Origin of the sequence: Bacteroides sp. 1001136B_160425_E2, assembly GCF_015559655.1 — a bacterium.
Taxonomy (GTDB): Bacteria; Bacteroidota; Bacteroidia; order Bacteroidales; family Bacteroidaceae; genus Bacteroides; species Bacteroides luhongzhouii.
Window position 1 is genome coordinate 115056 of record NZ_JADMQH010000014.1, and the last position, 17444, is coordinate 132499.

The 17444-nt window shown below is 43.1% G+C and carries 15 protein-coding genes; 10 read left to right on the forward strand and 5 right to left on the reverse strand.

Going from position 1 to position 17444, the window contains the following annotated elements:
- Positions 1 to 8: 8 nt before the first annotated feature.
- From I2I04_RS15145 to I2I04_RS15165, 5 genes are all read right to left on the reverse strand, one after another.
- Positions 9 to 926: a glycosyltransferase family 2 protein gene (locus tag I2I04_RS15145; RefSeq protein ID WP_195470516.1), complete on the reverse strand. Its 918-nt coding sequence runs from the start codon at positions 924 to 926 to the stop codon at positions 9 to 11.
- On the reverse strand, positions 916 to 2244 hold the full coding sequence (locus I2I04_RS15150) for an O-antigen ligase family protein (RefSeq protein WP_195655380.1): 1329 nt from the start codon (positions 2242 to 2244) through the stop codon (positions 916 to 918). Before I2I04_RS15150 ends, I2I04_RS15145 begins: the two co-directional genes overlap by 11 nt.
- Entirely contained in the window at positions 2234 to 4459 is a 2226-nt protein-coding gene (locus I2I04_RS15155; protein WP_195655381.1) for a GumC family protein, read from the reverse strand. The genes I2I04_RS15150 and I2I04_RS15155 overlap by 11 nt, the downstream gene beginning before the upstream one ends.
- 12 nt (positions 4460 to 4471) lie before the next feature.
- Positions 4472 to 5218, reverse strand: coding sequence for a TolC family protein (locus tag I2I04_RS15160; RefSeq protein ID WP_195470513.1), 747 nt, complete (start codon positions 5216 to 5218; stop codon positions 4472 to 4474).
- 137 nt (positions 5219 to 5355) lie between these two features.
- Positions 5356 to 6627, reverse strand: a complete 1272-nt coding sequence (locus I2I04_RS15165) for a BamA/TamA family outer membrane protein (RefSeq protein WP_195655382.1) — start codon at positions 6625 to 6627, stop codon at positions 5356 to 5358.
- Positions 6628 to 6840: 213 nt separating this feature from the next.
- Between I2I04_RS15165 and I2I04_RS15170 the strand changes: the two genes are divergently transcribed.
- From I2I04_RS15170 to serC, 10 genes are all read left to right on the forward strand, one after another.
- The gene (locus I2I04_RS15170) at positions 6841 to 8235 is read left to right on the forward strand and encodes a C1 family peptidase (protein ID WP_195470511.1); all 1395 of its coding nucleotides are present in this window, start codon (positions 6841 to 6843) and stop codon (positions 8233 to 8235) included.
- A gap of 181 nt (positions 8236 to 8416) precedes the next feature.
- Positions 8417 to 9766, forward strand: coding sequence for a Na(+)-translocating NADH-quinone reductase subunit A (locus I2I04_RS15175; protein ID WP_143257573.1), 1350 nt, complete (start codon positions 8417 to 8419; stop codon positions 9764 to 9766).
- 133 nt (positions 9767 to 9899) lie between these two features.
- Entirely contained in the window at positions 9900 to 11072 is a 1173-nt protein-coding gene (locus tag I2I04_RS15180; RefSeq protein WP_195470510.1) for an NADH:ubiquinone reductase (Na(+)-transporting) subunit B, read from the forward strand.
- A gap of 13 nt (positions 11073 to 11085) precedes the next feature.
- The gene (locus I2I04_RS15185) at positions 11086 to 11760 is read left to right on the forward strand and encodes a Na(+)-translocating NADH-quinone reductase subunit C (RefSeq protein ID WP_143257575.1); all 675 of its coding nucleotides are present in this window, start codon (positions 11086 to 11088) and stop codon (positions 11758 to 11760) included.
- Positions 11761 to 11778: 18 nt separating this feature from the next.
- On the forward strand, positions 11779 to 12420 hold the full coding sequence (locus I2I04_RS15190; RefSeq protein WP_143257576.1) for an NADH:ubiquinone reductase (Na(+)-transporting) subunit D: 642 nt from the start codon (positions 11779 to 11781) through the stop codon (positions 12418 to 12420).
- Between the two features lie 20 nt (positions 12421 to 12440).
- Complete coding sequence (gene nqrE, locus I2I04_RS15195; protein WP_143257577.1) at positions 12441 to 13067, forward strand: NADH:ubiquinone reductase (Na(+)-transporting) subunit E; 627 nt, start codon at positions 12441 to 12443, stop codon at positions 13065 to 13067.
- 17 nt (positions 13068 to 13084) lie between these two features.
- On the forward strand, positions 13085 to 14359 hold the full coding sequence (gene nqrF, locus I2I04_RS15200; protein ID WP_143257578.1) for an NADH:ubiquinone reductase (Na(+)-transporting) subunit F: 1275 nt from the start codon (positions 13085 to 13087) through the stop codon (positions 14357 to 14359).
- Between the two features lie 250 nt (positions 14360 to 14609).
- Positions 14610 to 14789, forward strand: coding sequence for a hypothetical protein (locus tag I2I04_RS15205; RefSeq protein WP_074557187.1), 180 nt, complete (start codon positions 14610 to 14612; stop codon positions 14787 to 14789).
- 46 nt (positions 14790 to 14835) lie between these two features.
- Positions 14836 to 16170: a DEAD/DEAH box helicase gene (locus I2I04_RS15210; protein ID WP_143257580.1), complete on the forward strand. Its 1335-nt coding sequence runs from the start codon at positions 14836 to 14838 to the stop codon at positions 16168 to 16170.
- Positions 16171 to 16375: 205 nt separating this feature from the next.
- Positions 16376 to 17443: a 3-phosphoserine/phosphohydroxythreonine transaminase gene (gene serC, locus I2I04_RS15215; protein WP_143257581.1), complete on the forward strand. Its 1068-nt coding sequence runs from the start codon at positions 16376 to 16378 to the stop codon at positions 17441 to 17443.
- Position 17444: the final 1 nt, after the last annotated feature.

Genomic DNA, 17444 nt, shown 5'->3' on the forward strand with positions numbered 1-17444 from the left:
CTAGGGTTTTATGCGTTTTTACTGTTTTTGTTTGACGAGGACATGAATAGGCCTGAGCAGACTCCATAATAGACAGCACAAAACAGGTCGAAACGGCCTTTGAACGCAAATGACAGACTGTTTTTCCCGGCAGCGACGGTGCTCTGATAGAGTACGGACATCCATCGTTCCATGCCTTTCATATTGCGCCGGGCATAGAGCAGGCGATTCCGTGTCAGGAAATAGGTGCGCAGTTTACTTAGTTGTCCGGTGCTCTGGCTTTCTTTATGAAAAACAGTGCAGCGGGGCTCATACCATAGTTCATAGCCGGCACGAGTCATGCTTGTACTCCAGTCCAATTCTTCATAATAAAGGAAGAAAATTTCCGGCATCATTCCTACCTTTTCAATCACTTCACGCTTAATTATCATAGCTGCCCCATGCAGATAGGGGGTGGGATGGGGCGTGTCGTAACTGCCGTCGTCCGGACAGTCGAAACCCAGTATATTGTTGCGCAACGTTATCTTTGTCAGAGGAGTAAATCCTGCAAACTGTATGTGTTGTGGTGGAAAGGCGAAACGTATTTTCGGCGATACACCTCCGATTTCCGGACGGCTTTCCAGGCGTTCTACCAAACAGGCGACTTCGTCGGACTCGATATATGTATCATTATTGATGAGGAAGATGTATTTGCCCTTTGCAATGCGGATTCCGATATTGTTGCCACCGGAAAAACCTCCGTTTTCATTGCTGCGGATGCTGATAACCGTTGGGTATAATTCGCGTATTTTTGTTGCTTCATCTTCGCGCGAAGCATTGTCTACGACTATGATTTCATAGCTCACAGACTTCAATTTTTTGTGTAGCGATTCTATCAGTTCGCAGGTGTCTTTGAACCCATTATAACAAATTGTAATAAATGATATATCTGGAATATTAGTTGTCATCCTTGTCTCTGTTGCTTTCGTTATTGAATAGATGTTGCTCTTTTTCTTCACTTTTTTCACTCATACGCTTGTCAATATGTGGAGCTGCAAAACAGAGTGCAAAACCGATGTAAACAGGTAGCTGGTTTGGGTACTGCATGATATCGTTGACGTAAGTGGCGATAAAGAATCCGGTATTCATACACAGCCATGCCGCTATTAGCCCCCGCAGGCTTTTATTGCGTACTTTAAACATAAGTATCCATGAGCACCAGGCGAAAAGAATACTATGTATGGAGAGGTAGAGTATTAGTCCGACAATTCCCGTTTCCACCCATACGCTGATTAGCCATGAGTCGGGAGGGTAGGGCATCCGTTCCTTCGAATCGAAGTTGCCGGCTTTGGAGAGTCCGATGCCGTAACCTAACGGTTTTTTTTCCATCAGTTCTTTCATCCTTTGTCGGTTTTCAACACGGACAAGGTATGAAGCATCTTCGGACGGGTGGAAAGAAGAGCGCATTTTATAGATATATTGATTGCCGTTTCCTATGTTCGTAAAGTAGAAAAAGCAAAATATAGAGACTGATACAAAGATTCCCGCCAGTAATGCTTTCCAGTTTTTGGCGATGATGGTTATCATCAACACTCCTCCCATGACAACTCCCATGGCTGCTCGGGTTCCTGATATTCCCATTCCGTAAAGTCCGCCGGCGGCAATGAGGATGAAATAAATACGCAACCATTTGGATTTTACGAAAAAGGCGGAGATGGAAAAAACGACAGCTGACATGGCTGCGTGTACTCCATAATTGGCTGCATCAGAGAAACAGGAGAAGTAGCGGATGCCGGACCAGATGATGTGTGTACGCCATCCGCCCAGTACATGTAAGAAATAGAGTTCTTTGGAGTTAAATCCGTAATTCTTCTGCCAGTAACCTTTTATTGTAAAAATAAGAACAAACACTGACCACACAATCAGCAAGAGCTCAATGTCTTTTTGGGTACGGATAACGAGCGGGACGACAAAAGCACATATTAAAGGTATAAGTGCATAAGGTGTCAGGTTGATATTCCATGCCTCCTGCACATTGTTGGGGTTTAGAATCTCCAGAAGATAGAAACATAACCAGACTGTAAACATATAGGTCATTATGTTTTGTCCCGGTTTCCAGTTTGTTTGTTCGTCATTGTTGAGTTGTACCAAAGAGATAGTGGTAAATAGCAAGATGATTACCATTGAGAATAGTCCTACCTTGATACTTACTAACATACCTGCTGCTATCAATGCGAATTGTAGAGCTAGCAGGACATGGAAAGTTCCTATCCTATTATTCGTCATCTTCTTCTTCCTCTGTCTCTTTTGCTTTTCCTCTTAGATTGAATTTATTTCTTTCTGTAAGCGACAGTTGGCTAAAACGATAGCTGATTCTACGCAACAAGGTGTAGGGGGGGAGCTGACCTGTGAAATCTTCTGTCGCATCGCGGTTGGCATTAGTCAGACATACACGGAACGGAACATCCGTTTGGCCCATCTGTGTTATAAGTTGCTCACAAAGCTGCTTGTCAATCGTTTTCCATCCGCGGTCGGCCGGGCTTACCAGAATGTTGGCATTAGCGTCGTGTAGCAGAGCGGTTGGTATATTGCTTTTCGACAATGGCGGATAGGCAACGATCAGTATGTCTTCTCCTTGCAAGGTATAAAAGTCTGTGATGCTTTTTGCAAGCAAATATTGAGTGGATTCGGTGTTAAAGTCCTCTCCATACATGATGAACCTTGTATTTAGCATACGACTTTGCATATATCCGCAGATCAGATTTCCGATGATTTCCTCACCGGAGTTTTCACTGGTGCTGAACAGGTTGATAATAAATACCCCGGGTGATTTTCGTTTGGTCAGGAAACTGAGCAGGGAGTTGCTCAACTCTTTGACTGAAAGTTGAACATACGTTTTTGTCAATCCTCCATAACGGGCGGAAGACGGGTTGGGAATGGCTCCTATCACTTTAAATCCAGTCACGCGTTTGGTCCGGTTTGCATCACGCAATGTCCTGTCAAGGAGTTCGATCAGTAATAAGATAGCAATGATTATCAAAAAGCTACCCACACAAGCAGCAATAACAATCTGCTTGCGGTTAGTTGAATTAGATCCAATTGGATAGGTAGGCTCATTGAGTACTTTTAATGTGGCAGAAGTCATTTCCAGATTTTTCTTTCTCAACAAGGCTTCGTTATAACTCTGCAACACAGTCAGGTAACTGCGTTCCGTGAAATTGATGGAGCGTTCTTTTTGCTTGATGGTGGTACCTACAGGGGCGAAAAACACATAACGGTCGTTTAATTCCCGGCGGGCGTCCTGCACGACTAACAGTTCAGCTTTGGCTTTTTCATATAGTAAGGTCTGTTCCAGCCATTGGTCGATAATATTGATACGGCTGGCACCCTCTTTGGTATATTTGTGACCTACGTAGGAATTCGTTAAATCATTCAGTTCTTGTTTTAGTTCGCCCAATCGCCTCTTGTCACCTGTCAGGGATTCTTCATTTTTTTGCTTTGGATCACTCATGGCTTCTACTTCCGAAATTTTGCTGGTGATATTGGACGCTTCTCTTAGCTTATCCATGAATTCCATATTCTTGAGCATTTGCTTGGCATTGTTGTCCATGTGCTTTTCCAGCTCCTCAAGCATCGATTTTGTGCTGTTATATGCAAAAAGTGCATCCTGTTCCCGCAGCTCGAATTCTTTACTGATGGCTGCTATTTCTTTCGTTTCGTCAAGATAGTTGATGATTCGTTTTTGTACGTTGTATTTAGTCAGGTCATCTTCTTCTGAATTTAGCTTCTTTCCGATGCGTTGCAACTCTTCCTCAAAGTATTTGATTACTTTGTCTGTTTCTCCGTAGCGGATGCGGCGGTATTCTTCTACGAATTCATCCATCAGGATACTTACTGTGTTGTAGGCAATGCCAGGATCACCGGAAGTATAGCTGATGTCCAACAAATCACTTGTAAGCCGACGTTGCACTCTGATGTTTTTTAAAGCATTGTAGCTGTAGAAGGGGTGATTGTAGTAGAACATTTCATAGATATAGTTACCCTTTTTGGGGCGCATATATGACTCAAAATTGGCTACTGTTTTCTCTTCACTTGATTTATCGATCAACTTTAATATTTCGGGTCCATGCGGACTGTTTTTTAAATGGTTATAGGTGTAACTGTAACAGGATGGGGTAATTCCGTCATTCTCATGGTCTGGATTTCCTTGGATAAGTACACGAGCGAATAATCGCAAAAATACTCTTTTAAGAGTACTCTCGGCTTGCATGATACTTATCAGATTATCCATGGAGTTTTGCACTGTTGCCCAGTCTGTACGCTTGTCGCTTTCCAAATTATATCCCGAGGCTACTCCTGTATAAAGTGTTGCTTTTACATCATATCCACCTCGCATGTGGCGTGTGTAGTAGAAAACGAGCAATGTGAAGATAGAGGTCCCAACCAGTATCAACCAGCGGTGGCGAAAGAGAGTGCGTATAATGGAAATGATGAAATTCATATCTTGTTTTTTTTATTTTCGTATGATAGGAGTGCGTGAAATAACCTCAAGTATCATTAAACTTTTTGTCAGTTCAAACTTGCTTTTCTCGTATGCTTCACGAGCGGAGGATTGTCTTTCTTTGTCGGCAGCCAACTCTGTAGACTCTATCGTTCCGTTTGCGAAATTCTTTTCAGATATTTCATATTGCACATTGGCAAGCACCAAACTCTCGCTTCTCATCTGAAGAACTTTCATTTGCGAGGTAGCCATTGCATACATTTCAATAATATTCTTTTTGATTTCGTCGTACTTCACTTCTCGTTCCAGTTCTGCACTTCGGAGTGTAAGCCTTTGCCGGCTGACACGTCCTTTGAGGTCGAACAGATCATCTAGTGGAATACTTAAACCAGCTCCTACAGTGTAGCCGTTTTGTGCTTGGGTGGAGTAGGTGAGGTAAGGGGCAACAGCTACGTCCGTATAGGTGGACTCATTGCCGAACATTCCGTATTGATAACTTCCCCGTAAACTGAAGAAACCCAGAAATGACCATTTTTCTTTTTTGAGTAATTTGCGCTCTATCGTCGCCTTTACGTCTGCCATCTCATAAACGGGGCTGTTTTTAGCGTTTTCGAATAAAACAGATAGTGGAGGGAGAACTATTCTACTATAATCTTCTTTACTTAGTTGAGAATAGTCAGACACTTCTTGTGCAACTACACGGGTTGTAGAGACGAATAGAAGTAATAGCCCCGAAAAAAAGTATATAAATTGCTTCATAAAAAAATCCTATTATTTGCTCTTGCTGTGTTATAGCTTGCGCAAATATAAGGATTAATTTCATTTATGTGCAGTCTTTTATTATCTATTTTACAATCTTTCTTGTAAATTGTGCACAATTTGTCGCGTAAATGGCGTCAAAAGGCTTCTGTCATGTTGAAATAGAACAAATTCTGCTTGTTCACCATGTCTCTGCCGAAATCAAGGCGTACATTCATACGGGGTTGGACTTCAATGCGTAACCCTAATCCGAGATTCGGAAGTACGCCTTCTATCTTGCCCGGAGTAGGACCCATAAATCCGCATCCTCCCCATGCCACATATCCCACATGACTCAACATCTTCTTCACCCAGGTGCTTTTGTCTGTATTTATCATCTGACGGTATTCGGCCATCATTACATGTGAGGACTTGTCGCGAAACTGTCCCATGTAGTAACCGCGAAGATCGAAAGGGGTTCCGCTAAGTACATATTTCGTTAGTGGAACGTTCCCAAATGCGTTTTTACTCTGCACTGTCCAGGCTATGACTTTACGACGACCTACTGTTTTGTATTGGCGATAATCTATTTCCAAACGGTAGAAATTATTGTCACTTCCGAATGTTTTATTATACATCATTCCCCGGAAGTCAAGGTAAGTTCCGCTATAAGCATTGGCGGGAATATCACGTGTGTCATATGTCAGTAGGAAACCGAGTCCCGAACTGAAATTTTTGTATCCGTGTTCCGTACCTCCTGCTGCTATGTATGAGGGCTCATTGACCATCCCGGCAGCTGGTTTAGTAATCTTGTCATAGTTCAAATCGACTTGGGGACCAGCAAAGACATTACTTTCACCCAAACGGAACAAGAACCATGGATTGACTTGAATACCGCTATAACGGTACTCGCTGGTGTCTTCTCCACGTTCATAATCTTTATTGGTGGAATACCCGATGCCATAAAAATTCTCGATTGTATTTTTATAAGAGAAGGTTCCGAAGATACGGAAACGGTCGCCTTTAAAGAAGAGTTGTGGCTTCGTCATCAGGTTCAGGCCGCCCTTAAAAATCAATGCAATGGACATTGGCACTACTGAACGCCGCTGAGTGGTATCACTCGGATTCATCCGAAACGTCATCAGTGCGCTACCGCCCACCAGCAAACCAAAATCCGGCGTATAGCTGGGACCACCCAATATGTTATAGTGTAAATTACGCTTTGCTACACGCTGACGACGCAACTCACGTTTTGAAAGGGCAGGAATGGTGTCTGACGGGATGCCTTCCATATCTGTAGGAGTAGTATCACTGATAGAAGTTGTAGACATTTGCAGTTCATCGCTTTTTACTGCCGTATTATCAGTCGCAGCTGACATCATATTGATGGATGGAAGCATCATCAATATTCCTATTATATATTTCTTCATAATTTCTCTCTGAGGAATTTGACTGCAAAGAAAACTATTTTATTCCGATTAGTTTTGATGTTCTTAGATAATAAATCTAAAAAAGAATCGTATTTTTGCAGAATAAGATGTTTTTCGATATGCTGATAAATAAAACTGCATGATTTAATCCCATACACCAAACAATATTTATTAGTATATCATCATGGGCTATTAATTAATTATTTATATCTAATGAATAAACAGATTTTATCATTTTTTGTTTTCTGTGCTTTTTCTTATTCTACACAAGCGCAAGAACTAAAAGGCGGCATCAGCGACTCCATGATGCAACAAATCAAACAGAGTTATACAAACACTCCCGCTGACAAGGCTATCCGAAACGCTATCGGAAGCAATGACATCCGTAAACTGGCTCTCAACCAGGACAACCTGAAAGGCATGGATACGCATTTTTCCATCAAAGTGTCTTCTAAAGGTATCACCGACCAGAAATCTTCCGGTCGATGCTGGCTTTTCACAGGTCTGAACGTGATGCGTGCCAAAGCGATCTCCAAGCATAACCTCGGCTCCTTTGAATTTTCACAGACTTATCCTTTCTTCTTCGACCAACTGGAGAAAGCCAACCTCTTTCTACAAGGCATCATCGACACCAGCAGCAAACCAATGGATGATAAAATGGTGGAGTGGCTCTTCCGTAACCCCTTGAGTGACGGTGGCACATTCACTGGCGTAGCTGACATCGTAAGTAAATACGGACTTGTTCCCAAAGATATTATGCCCGAAACCAACAGCAGCGAAAATACTTCCCGCATGGCAGGTCTGATTGCCTTGAAACTCCGTGAACAGGGTCTCCAACTCCGTGATCTCGCTGCTAAAGGCGCTAAGCCCGTCGCTCTTGAGAAAACGAAGACTGAAATGTTGAGTACCATCTACCGTATGTTGGTTCTGAATCTTGGTGTACCTCCCACAGAATTCACCTGGACCGAATACAATGCCCAGGGGAAACCTGTATCTACTGAGACTTATACTCCACTTTCTTTCCTGAAGAAGTATGGCGACGAAAAACTAATTGACAGCTACGTCATGTTAATGAACGACCCTAGCCGTGAATATTACAAATGTTATGAAATAGACTATGATCGCCATCGCTATGACGGTAAAAACTGGACGTATGTCAATCTCCCCATCGAAGATATCAAGGAAATGGCTATCGCCTCTCTCAAAGACAGCACCATGATGTATTTCTCCTGTGATGTAGGCAAATTCTTAAACTCTGACCGTGGCCTGCTGGATGTCAAAAACTACGACTATGAATCTCTCATGGGTACTTCTTTTAATATGGATAAGAAACAACGTATCCAAACCTTTGCCAGTGGCTCCAGCCACGCCATGACACTTATGGCCGTTGATCTTGATAAAAATGGAAAACCGACGAAATGGATGGTTGAAAATAGCTGGGGACCGGCTGCCGGTTATCAGGGTTATCTCATCATGACGGACGACTGGTTTAACGAATATATGTTTCGATTAGTGGTAGAAACAAAATACACATCGAAAAAAGTTTTAGATGTATTGAAGCAGAAACCAATCCGTCTTCCAGCCTGGGATCCTATGTTTGCTGAATAGTTCTTTTTCTTTTGTCTTGAAACAAAAGAAAGACGATTACGGGATAAAAGAAAGAAGATGTGTGTGCGAACACGAAAGGAATTACGGAAATATATCCGTAATTCCTTTCTTTTTTCCTCCCGAATCCCAATCTTATTTATTACTTTTGCGGCAAATTTATGAAACCATTATTTTATCTAGCATGGCAAATGTAATAAAGTTACGTAAAGGCCTTGACATAAACCTGAAAGGTAAAGCTGCTGAGACGTACGCAACAGTAAAAGAACCGGGGTTCTACGCACTCGTACCCGATGACTTTCCTGGAGTGACGCCAAAGGTAGTCGTGAAAGAACAGGAATATGTAATGGCTGGTGGACCCTTGTTTATCGACAAGTATCATCCTGAAGTGAAATTTGTTTCGCCGGTGAGCGGCGTGGTGACGAGTGTAGAACGTGGTGCTCGTCGTAAGGTATTGAACATCGTAGTGGAAGCTGCCGCAGAGCAGGACTATGAGGATTTTGGGAAAAAGAATGTTGCTTCGATGGATGCTGAAGCTGTGAAATCCGCTTTGTTGGAAGCCGGACTTTTCGCGTTTATCAAACAGCGTCCCTATGACATCATTGCAGACCCGACGGTAACTCCGAAAGGAATCTTCGTTTCCGCATTCGATACCAATCCGTTGGCTCCGGATTTTGAGTTCGCCCTCAAAGGCGAGGAAGTAAACTTCCAGACAGGACTTGATGCTCTTGCCAAACTGGCAAAAACTTACCTGAATATCAGTGTGAAACAGAACGCTGCCGCACTGACACAAGCTAAAAACGTTACAATCACCGCATTCGACGGGCCGAACCCTGCCGGTAATGTAGGCGTTCAGATCAACCACCTCGATCCCGTATCCAAGGGCGAAACGGTATGGACTATTGATCCGCAAGCCGTAATCTTCATCGGTCGCCTCTTCAATACAGGCCATGTAGATTTCACCCGTACAGTAGCTGTGACAGGTTCCGAAGTGTTGAAACCTGCATACTGCAAACTACAGGTAGGCGCATTGCTCACTAACGTGTTTGCAGGCAATGTAACAAAAGACAAAGACTTACGCTACATCAGCGGTAACGTGCTGACAGGAAAGCAAGTATCCCCGAACGGATTCTTGGGCGCATTCCATAGCCAACTGACTGTTATCCCCGAAGGTGACGACATTCATGAAATGCTTGGATGGATCATGCCACGCTTCAACCAGTTCAGTGCCAACCATTCTTATTTCAGCTGGTTGATGGGTAAGAAGGAATATACGTTGGATGCCCGTATCAAAGGTGGCGAACGTCACATGATTATGTCGGGTGAATACGATAGAGTATTCCCAATGGACATTCTACCCGAATATCTGATTAAAGCAATTATCGCCGGTGATATCGACCGTATGGAAGCACTCGGCATCTATGAAGTTGCTCCCGAAGATTTCGCCCTTTGCGAATTCGTCTGCTCTTCAAAGATGGAACTGCAACGCATCGTTCGTGCCGGACTCGATATGCTCCGTTCAGAAATGGCGTAATCGAATAAGAGATTAAATAATAAAAATTAAAATAAGCGATAGTTGAAATCTTGCGAAACGGCTCTCTGTGAATACAGCATAAATCCAGCACAGCCAATTTTCAACCTTCAACTTTCAATTTTCAATTAAATAAATGAAAGCGTTAAGAAATTATCTCGATAAGATAAAGCCGAACTTTGAGGAGGGCGGCAAATTCCACGCATTCCAGTCGGTGTTTGACGGCTTCGAAACATTCCTGTTCGTGCCCAGCAAGACTGCGAAAACGGGAACGCACATACATGACGCAATCGATAGCAAGCGCATCATGTCGATTGTGGTTATTTCGTTAGTACCGGCTTTGCTGTTCGGTATGTACAACGTAGGTTACCAGCATTTCACTCACACAGGCGCTACTGGCAGCTTCATCGAAATGTTTATCTACGGATTCCTGGCAGTATTGCCTAAAATAATCGTATCTTATGTAGTAGGTCTTGGCATTGAGTTCGTCGTAGCTCAATGGAAGAAAGAAGAAATCCAGGAAGGATTCCTCGTTTCCGGTATCCTGATCCCGATGATCGTTCCGGTAGACTGTCCGTTGTGGATTCTTGCCGTAGCTACTGCATTCTCTGTAATCTTTGCAAAAGAAGTATTCGGTGGTACAGGTATGAACGTATTCAACGTTGCGTTGATTACTCGTGCATTCCTGTTCTTCGCATACCCGACCAAGATGTCCGGTGATGCCGTTTGGGTGTCTGGCGACAGCATCTTCGGTTTGGGACAAAGTGTAGACGGACTCACCGTTGCCACTCCGCTGGGACAAGCTGCTACATCAGGCAGTGTGCCTGCATTCAACATGGATATGATTACAGGTTTGATTCCGGGTTCTATCGGTGAAACCAGCGTAATCGCCATCCTGATTGGTGCCGTTATCCTGCTTTGGACAGGTGTTGCGAGCTGGAAGACAATGATTTCCGTATTCGTCGGTGGTGCATTCATGGCATGGGTATTCAACTCAATCGGCATGGAAAACAACACAATGGCTCAAATGCCTTGGTATGAACACCTCGTTCTTGGTGGTTTCTGCTTTGGTGCCGTATTTATGGCTACTGACCCTGTGACTTCCGCACGTACAGAAAGAGGTAAATATATCTTCGGATTCCTGATCGGTGTGATGGCTATCGTTATCCGCGTACTGAATCCGGGTTATCCGGAAGGTATGATGCTTGCCATCCTGCTGATGAATATCTTCGCTCCGCTGATCGATTACTGTGTAGTACAGAGCAATATCAGCCGTCGCGAGAAACGCACTATCAAGTCTAACCAATAAATACCGAAAGAAAATGAATACGAATAGTAATAGTTATACTATCATTTATGCTTCGGTAATGGTTATTATCGTTGCATTCCTGCTGGCATTCGTTAGTTCTTCATTGAAATCTACACAAGACAAGAATGTGCAGTTGGACACTAAGAAACAAATCCTCGCTGCATTGAACATTAAGAATGTGAAAGATGCGGATGCTGAATATCAAAAATATGTGAAAGGGGATATGCTGATGAACGTAGACGGTACGCTGACCGAAAACACGGGCGAATTTGCTACCAACTACGAAAAAGAAGCAAAAGAACAACAACGTCTGCACGTGTTTGTATGTGAAGTGGACGGTCAGACTAAATATGTAGTCCCTGTTTACGGTGCCGGTCTTTGGGGCGCTATCTGGGGATATGTTGCGCTGAACGAAGATAAAGATACCGTTTACGGTACTTATTTCTCACACGCCAGTGAAACTCCGGGTCTGGGTGCTGAAATTGCAACTGATCATTTTCAGAATGAGTTTGTAGGTAAGAAGACTTTGGAAAATGGTTCTATCGCTTTGGGAGTTGTGAAGAACGGCAAGGTAGAGAAACCTGAATATCAGGTGGACGGTATTTCGGGCGGTACAATCACTTCTGTTGGTGTAGACGCTATGCTAAAAGCTTGTCTGGGTAGTTACATGAGTTTTTTAACTAAATAATAAGGAGAAGAAAAGAATATGGGACAACTGTTTTCAAAGAGAAATAAAGAAGTATTCTCTGCTCCGTTAGGAATAGACAATCCGGTAACCGTACAGGTGCTCGGTATCTGTTCTGCACTTGCTGTTACTGCAAAGCTGGAGCCGGCTATTGTAATGGGACTTTCAGTAACGGTAATTACTGCATTTGCTAATGTAGTAATTTCAATGTTGCGCAAGACCATTCCTAACCGCATCCGTATCATCGTTCAGCTGGTAGTGGTAGCTGCTTTGGTAACTATTGTAAGTGAAGTTTTGAAAGCGTATGCTTATGATGTAAGTGTTCAGCTATCTGTATATGTAGGTTTGATTATCACCAACTGTATCCTGATGGGACGTCTGGAAGCATTTGCCATGCAGAACGGTCCTTGGGAGTCTTTCCTTGATGGTTTGGGCAATGGTTTGGGATATGCCAAGATTTTGATTATCGTTGCTTTCTTCCGTGAACTGTTTGGTTCGGGAACATTGCTGGGTTTCAATATTCTGAATTACGAACCTATCCAGAATATTGGATACGTAAACAACGGTTTGATGTTAATGCCACCGATGGCATTGATTATCGTAGCTTGCATCATCTGGTATCAACGTGCACGTCACAAAGAATTGCAAGAAGAAAGTAATTAATTATTTCTGATTTCTGAATTATGGAACATTTATTAAGTTTATTCGTCCGCTCTATCTTTGTGGACAACATGATATTCGCATTCTTCTTGGGTATGTGTTCATACCTGGCTGTTTCGAAGAATGTGAAGACCGCTGTAGGGCTGGGTATCGCGGTAACTTTTGTGTTACTGGTGACACTTCCGGTCAACTATCTGTTGCAAACCAAGGTGCTGGCTGCCAATGCTATCATTGAAGGTGTTGACCTTAGCTTCTTGAGTTTTATTCTTTTCATAGCCGTTATTGCCGGTATTGTGCAGTTGGTGGAAATGGTAGTAGAACGTTTCAGCCCCTCATTGTACGCTTCGTTGGGTATCTTCCTGCCGTTGATTGCTGTTAACTGTGCTATCATGGGTGCTTCTCTGTTTATGCAACAACGTATCAACCTTGGTCCGAGCGACCCGAAATACATCGGTGATGTATGGGATGCTCTTTCTTATGCGTTGGGTTCCGGTATCGGTTGGTTGCTGGCTATCGTAGGTCTGGCTGCTATCCGCGAGAAAATGGCTTACTCTGATGTACCTGCTCCGTTGAAGGGCTTAGGTATCACATTTATCACAGTAGGTCTGATGGCAATCGCATTTATGTGTTTCTCTGGTTTGAACATCTAAAAGAAAGGAATAAGACAATGGATATGAATTTAATATTAGCGAGCATTGGGGTATTCCTTGTGGTTATTCTGTTGCTTGTTGTAATCTTGTTGGTTGCCAAGAATTTCCTGGTACCATCAGGAGACGTAAAACTGACAATCAACGGCGAAAAGGAATTGGAAGTGGCTTCCGGTTCTACTTTGCTTAATACGCTGTCTGTAAACGGAGTATTCCTGTCATCAGCTTGTGGTGGTAAAGGTTCTTGCGGACAGTGCAAATGCCAGGTACTCGAAGGTGGTGGAGAAATCCTGCCTTCTGAAGTTCCTCACTTCAGCCGTAAACAGCAACAAGACCACTGGCGTCTGGGCTGTCAGGTGAAAGTGAAAAATGATATGGCTATCAAGATCGACGAATCTATCTTGGGCGTGAAAGAATGGGAGTGCGAAGTAATCTCCAACAAGAACGTGGCTACATTTATTAAAGAGTTCATCGTTGCTCTGCCTAAAGGCGAACACATGGACTTCATCCCGGGTTCTTACGCACAGATTAAGATTCCTAAATTCTCAATGGATTATGATAAGGACATTGATAAGAGTCTGATTGGTGATGAATATCTTCCTGCATGGGAGAAATTCGGTTTGCTGGGTCTGAAATGTAAGAACGACGAGGAAACAATCCGTGCTTACTCTATGGCCAACTATCCTGCCGAAGGTGACCGTATCATGTTGACAGTACGTATCGCTACTCCGCCATTCAAACCGAAAGAGCAAGGTCCTGGATTTATGGATGTAATGCCGGGTATCGCTTCTTCTTATATCTTTACCCTGAAACCGGGTGACAAAGTAATAATGAGTGGCCCTTACGGAGACTTCCACCCAATCTTCGATTCTAAGAAGGAAATGATGTGGATTGGTGGTGGTGCCGGTATGGCTCCATTGCGTGCGCAAATCATGCACTTGACCAAGACATTGCATACTACTGACCGTAAGATGTCTTACTTCTATGGTGCCCGTGCGCTGAACGAAGTGTTCTATCTGGAAGATTTCCTACAAATTGAAAGAGACTTCCCGAACTTCACCTTCCATTTGGCTCTTGACCGTCCGGACCCTGCTGCTGATGCCGCAGGCGTGAAGTACACTCCGGGATTCGTTCACAACGTAATTTACGAAACTTACCTGAAGAATCACGAAGCTCCTGAAGATATTGAATACTACATGTGTGGTCCTGGCCCGATGTCGAAGGCCGTTGAGAAGATGCTCGACGATCTTGGTGTTCCGGCACAGAATCTGATGTTCGACAACTTCGGAGGATAATTTGCAGAAGAGAACAAACCGGTTGGGAAAATGACCGGAAAGGTTACATAAAGACAGAGCGGGAAATCTGAAAAGCAGCAATGCTTCTTCGATTTCCCGCTTCTTTTTGGTGTGATCTCATAATGTCTTTCCGCTATGTCTTGTATCTATTTTATGCCTGTTTGAAAGATAGTGCTCCTTTTTTATCCATACTTATCTATTATATTCGTATATTTGGCTACACAATAGAATTATTAAACCACAATAGGTTATGGAATATCATCGTATATCTTTCATCCACAATGATACAGAGTATTCATTTGTCAAAGCTATGAGTTCAAATTTAACGGGATATGCCTTAGTGACAGCTTGTAGGGCAGAAGTAACTATTTACATGAAAGAGAATAACCTGAAAGGTTATTATATATTGACCGGCATGGCTAAAGTTTGATTGTATTTTTATCTTCGTACTCTTTCCTTTTTGTATCTTTGCCCCCATGTTAGAGAAAAATGAAATTATACAGTCGGCTCTCCGCAATTTGAAGATTGAAGAGCTGAATCCGATGCAGGAAGCATCACTTGAACAAGCTACCGGCAGAAAAGACGTTATACTGTTGTCACCGACAGGATCGGGCAAGACATTGGCCTATTTGTTACCTTTACTCCTTACCCTAAAACCGAACGATGACAGCGTACAGGTCTTGATTCTTGTTCCTTCGCGTGAGCTTGCCTTACAGATAGACTCTGTATTCAAAGCAATGGGGACTTCCTGGAAAACCTGCTGTTGTTACGGCGGGCATCCCATCGCCGAAGAAAAGAAAAGTATATTAGGCAATCATCCTGCTATCATCATCGGTACCCCGGGACGTATTACCGACCATTTGTCGAAAGGAAATTTCAATCCTGAAACCATTGAAACTTTAATTATCGACGAGTTCGACAAGTCGTTGGAGTTTGGTTTCCACGATGAAATGGCAGAGATTATCACCCAGCTTCCGGGATTAAAAAAACGTATGTTGCTTTCAGCTACCGATGCAGAAGAGATTCCCGAATTTACGGGACTGAACCGCACGGTTAAGTTGGACTTCCTTTCGGACGCTTCTGAAGAACAAGAGTCGCGCTTGAAATTGATGAAGGTGCTTTCGCCCTCCAAAGATAAGATTGATACTTTATATAACCTGCTTTGTACATTGGGGAGTAGTTCGAGCATTGTGTTTTGTAATCATCGGGATGCGGTGGACCGTGTGCATCAGTTATTGGCAGATAAAAAACTACTCGCAGAACGTTTTCATGGCGGTATGGAACAGCCGGACCGAGAACGTGCGCTCTACAAATTCCGTAATGGGAGTTGTCATGTATTGATTTCTACCGATCTGGCTGCCCGTGGACTGGATATTCCGGAAGTTGGACATATCATCCATTATCATTTGCCGGTCAATGAAGAAGCCTTTACACACCGCAACGGACGAACAGCACGTTGGGACGCTACCGGAACGTCTTATCTGATTCTTCATGCCGAAGAGAAACTTCCTCCTTATATCCCGGAAGAAATGGAAGCAGTGGTGTTGCCTGAAAACCCTCCCCGTCCTCCGAAATCGGTCTGGACTACTATATATATAGGTAAAGGAAAGAAGGAAAAACTTAGCCGGATTGATATTGCTGGATTCTTATATAAAAAAGGAAATCTGGCTCGTGAAGATGTCGGAGCGATTGATGTCAAAGAGCATTATGCTTTTGTTGCCGTTCGTCGGGCTAAGGTGAAGCAACTCCTGAATCTGATTCAAGGAGAGAAAATAAAAGGAATGAAGACTATTATTGAAGAAGCGAAGTAAAAATCTTTGCTGTAAGATACCTTACTTGACATCTATAGATAACAATATGGTGTATATATCCTGTATAAACCAATAAAAAGAAAGGAAAATCTGCTTTAGAACAGTATTTTTATAAGGAAAGATTTGTGCGGTGGGAATAAATTCGTAAATTCGCAAGGTCAAAAGACAAAAGTAACGAAATTGTTAAACCAAAAACAAACTTCAAATGAAAAAGCATAATTTCAATGCAGGACCTTCCATTCTTCCGCGTGAGGTGATAGAGGATACAGCGAAGGCTATTTTAGATTTCAACGGCTCTGGTCTCTCTTTGATGGAAATCAGCCACCGCGCCAAAGACTTCCAACCTGTGGTTGACGAAGCAGTGGCATTATTCAAGGAATTACTCAATATCCCCGAAGGTTATTCGGTACTGTTCCTGGGTGGAGGTGCTAGTCTGGAGTTCTGCATGGTTCCTTTTAACTTCTTGGAGAAAAAGGCTGCTTACTTGAACACAGGTGTGTGGGCTAAGAAAGCAATGAAAGAGGCTAAAGGGTTTGGCGAAGTTGTAGAAGTTGCTTCCTCTGCCGAAGCTACATATACTTATATCCCAAAAGATTACACAATCCCGACAGATGCAGATTATTTCCACATCACTACTAACAACACAATTTACGGTACAGAATTGAAGAAAGACCTCGATTCTCCGGTTCCGATGGTTGCCGATATGTCTTCTGATATTTTCTCACGTCCGGTTGACGTTTCTAAATATATCTGTATTTATGGTGGTGCGCAAAAGAATCTGGCTCCTGCAGGTGTTACATTCGTTATCGTTAAGAATGACGCTGTAGGCAAGGTTTCTCGTTACATTCCGTCAATGCTGAACTATCAGACGCACATTGATAACGGTTCTATGTTCAATACTCCTCCGGTAGTGCCTATCTATGCTGCATTGTTGAACCTTCGCTGGATCAAAGCACAAGGTGGTGTGAAAGAAATGGAACGTCGTGCCATTGAAAAAGCGGATATGTTGTATGCTGAAATCGACCGTAACAAGATGTTCGTGGGTACTGCTGCCGAAGAAGATCGTTCACGCATGAACATCTGTTTCGTGATGGCTCCCGAATACAAAGACCTTGAAGCTGACTTCATGAAGTTTGCTACTGAAAGAGGTATGGTAGGTATCAAGGGACACCGTTCTGTAGGTGGTTTCCGTGCATCTTGCTACAATGCTTTGCCGAAAGAAAGCGTACAAGCTTTGATCGACTGCATGCAGGAATTTGAAAAACTTCATTAAT

Excerpts from the sequence above, each read along its gene's own strand:
- I2I04_RS15150 (WP_195655380.1), bottom strand. The coding sequence starts at position 2,244 with ATGACGAATAATAGGATAGGAACTTTCCATGTCCTGCTAGCTCTACAA.
- I2I04_RS15145 (WP_195470516.1), bottom strand. The coding sequence starts at position 926 with ATGACAACTAATATTCCAGATATATCATTTATTACAATTTGTTATAAT.
- I2I04_RS15180 (WP_195470510.1), top strand. The coding sequence starts at position 9,900 with ATGAAAGCGTTAAGAAATTATCTCGATAAGATAAAGCCGAACTTTGAG.
- nqrE (WP_143257577.1), top strand. The coding sequence starts at position 12,441 with ATGGAACATTTATTAAGTTTATTCGTCCGCTCTATCTTTGTGGACAAC.
- I2I04_RS15205 (WP_074557187.1), top strand. The coding sequence starts at position 14,610 with ATGGAATATCATCGTATATCTTTCATCCACAATGATACAGAGTATTCA.
- I2I04_RS15155 (WP_195655381.1), bottom strand. The coding sequence starts at position 4,459 with ATGAATTTCATCATTTCCATTATACGCACTCTCTTTCGCCACCGCTGG.
- serC (WP_143257581.1), top strand. The coding sequence starts at position 16,376 with ATGAAAAAGCATAATTTCAATGCAGGACCTTCCATTCTTCCGCGTGAG.
- I2I04_RS15170 (WP_195470511.1), top strand. The coding sequence starts at position 6,841 with ATGAATAAACAGATTTTATCATTTTTTGTTTTCTGTGCTTTTTCTTAT.
- I2I04_RS15175 (WP_143257573.1), top strand. The coding sequence starts at position 8,417 with ATGGCAAATGTAATAAAGTTACGTAAAGGCCTTGACATAAACCTGAAA.
- I2I04_RS15165 (WP_195655382.1), bottom strand. The coding sequence starts at position 6,627 with ATGAAGAAATATATAATAGGAATATTGATGATGCTTCCATCCATCAAT.
- I2I04_RS15160 (WP_195470513.1), bottom strand. The coding sequence starts at position 5,218 with ATGAAGCAATTTATATACTTTTTTTCGGGGCTATTACTTCTATTCGTC.
- I2I04_RS15210 (WP_143257580.1), top strand. The coding sequence starts at position 14,836 with ATGTTAGAGAAAAATGAAATTATACAGTCGGCTCTCCGCAATTTGAAG.
- I2I04_RS15190 (WP_143257576.1), top strand. The coding sequence starts at position 11,779 with ATGGGACAACTGTTTTCAAAGAGAAATAAAGAAGTATTCTCTGCTCCG.
- nqrF (WP_143257578.1), top strand. The coding sequence starts at position 13,085 with ATGGATATGAATTTAATATTAGCGAGCATTGGGGTATTCCTTGTGGTT.
- I2I04_RS15185 (WP_143257575.1), top strand. The coding sequence starts at position 11,086 with ATGAATACGAATAGTAATAGTTATACTATCATTTATGCTTCGGTAATG.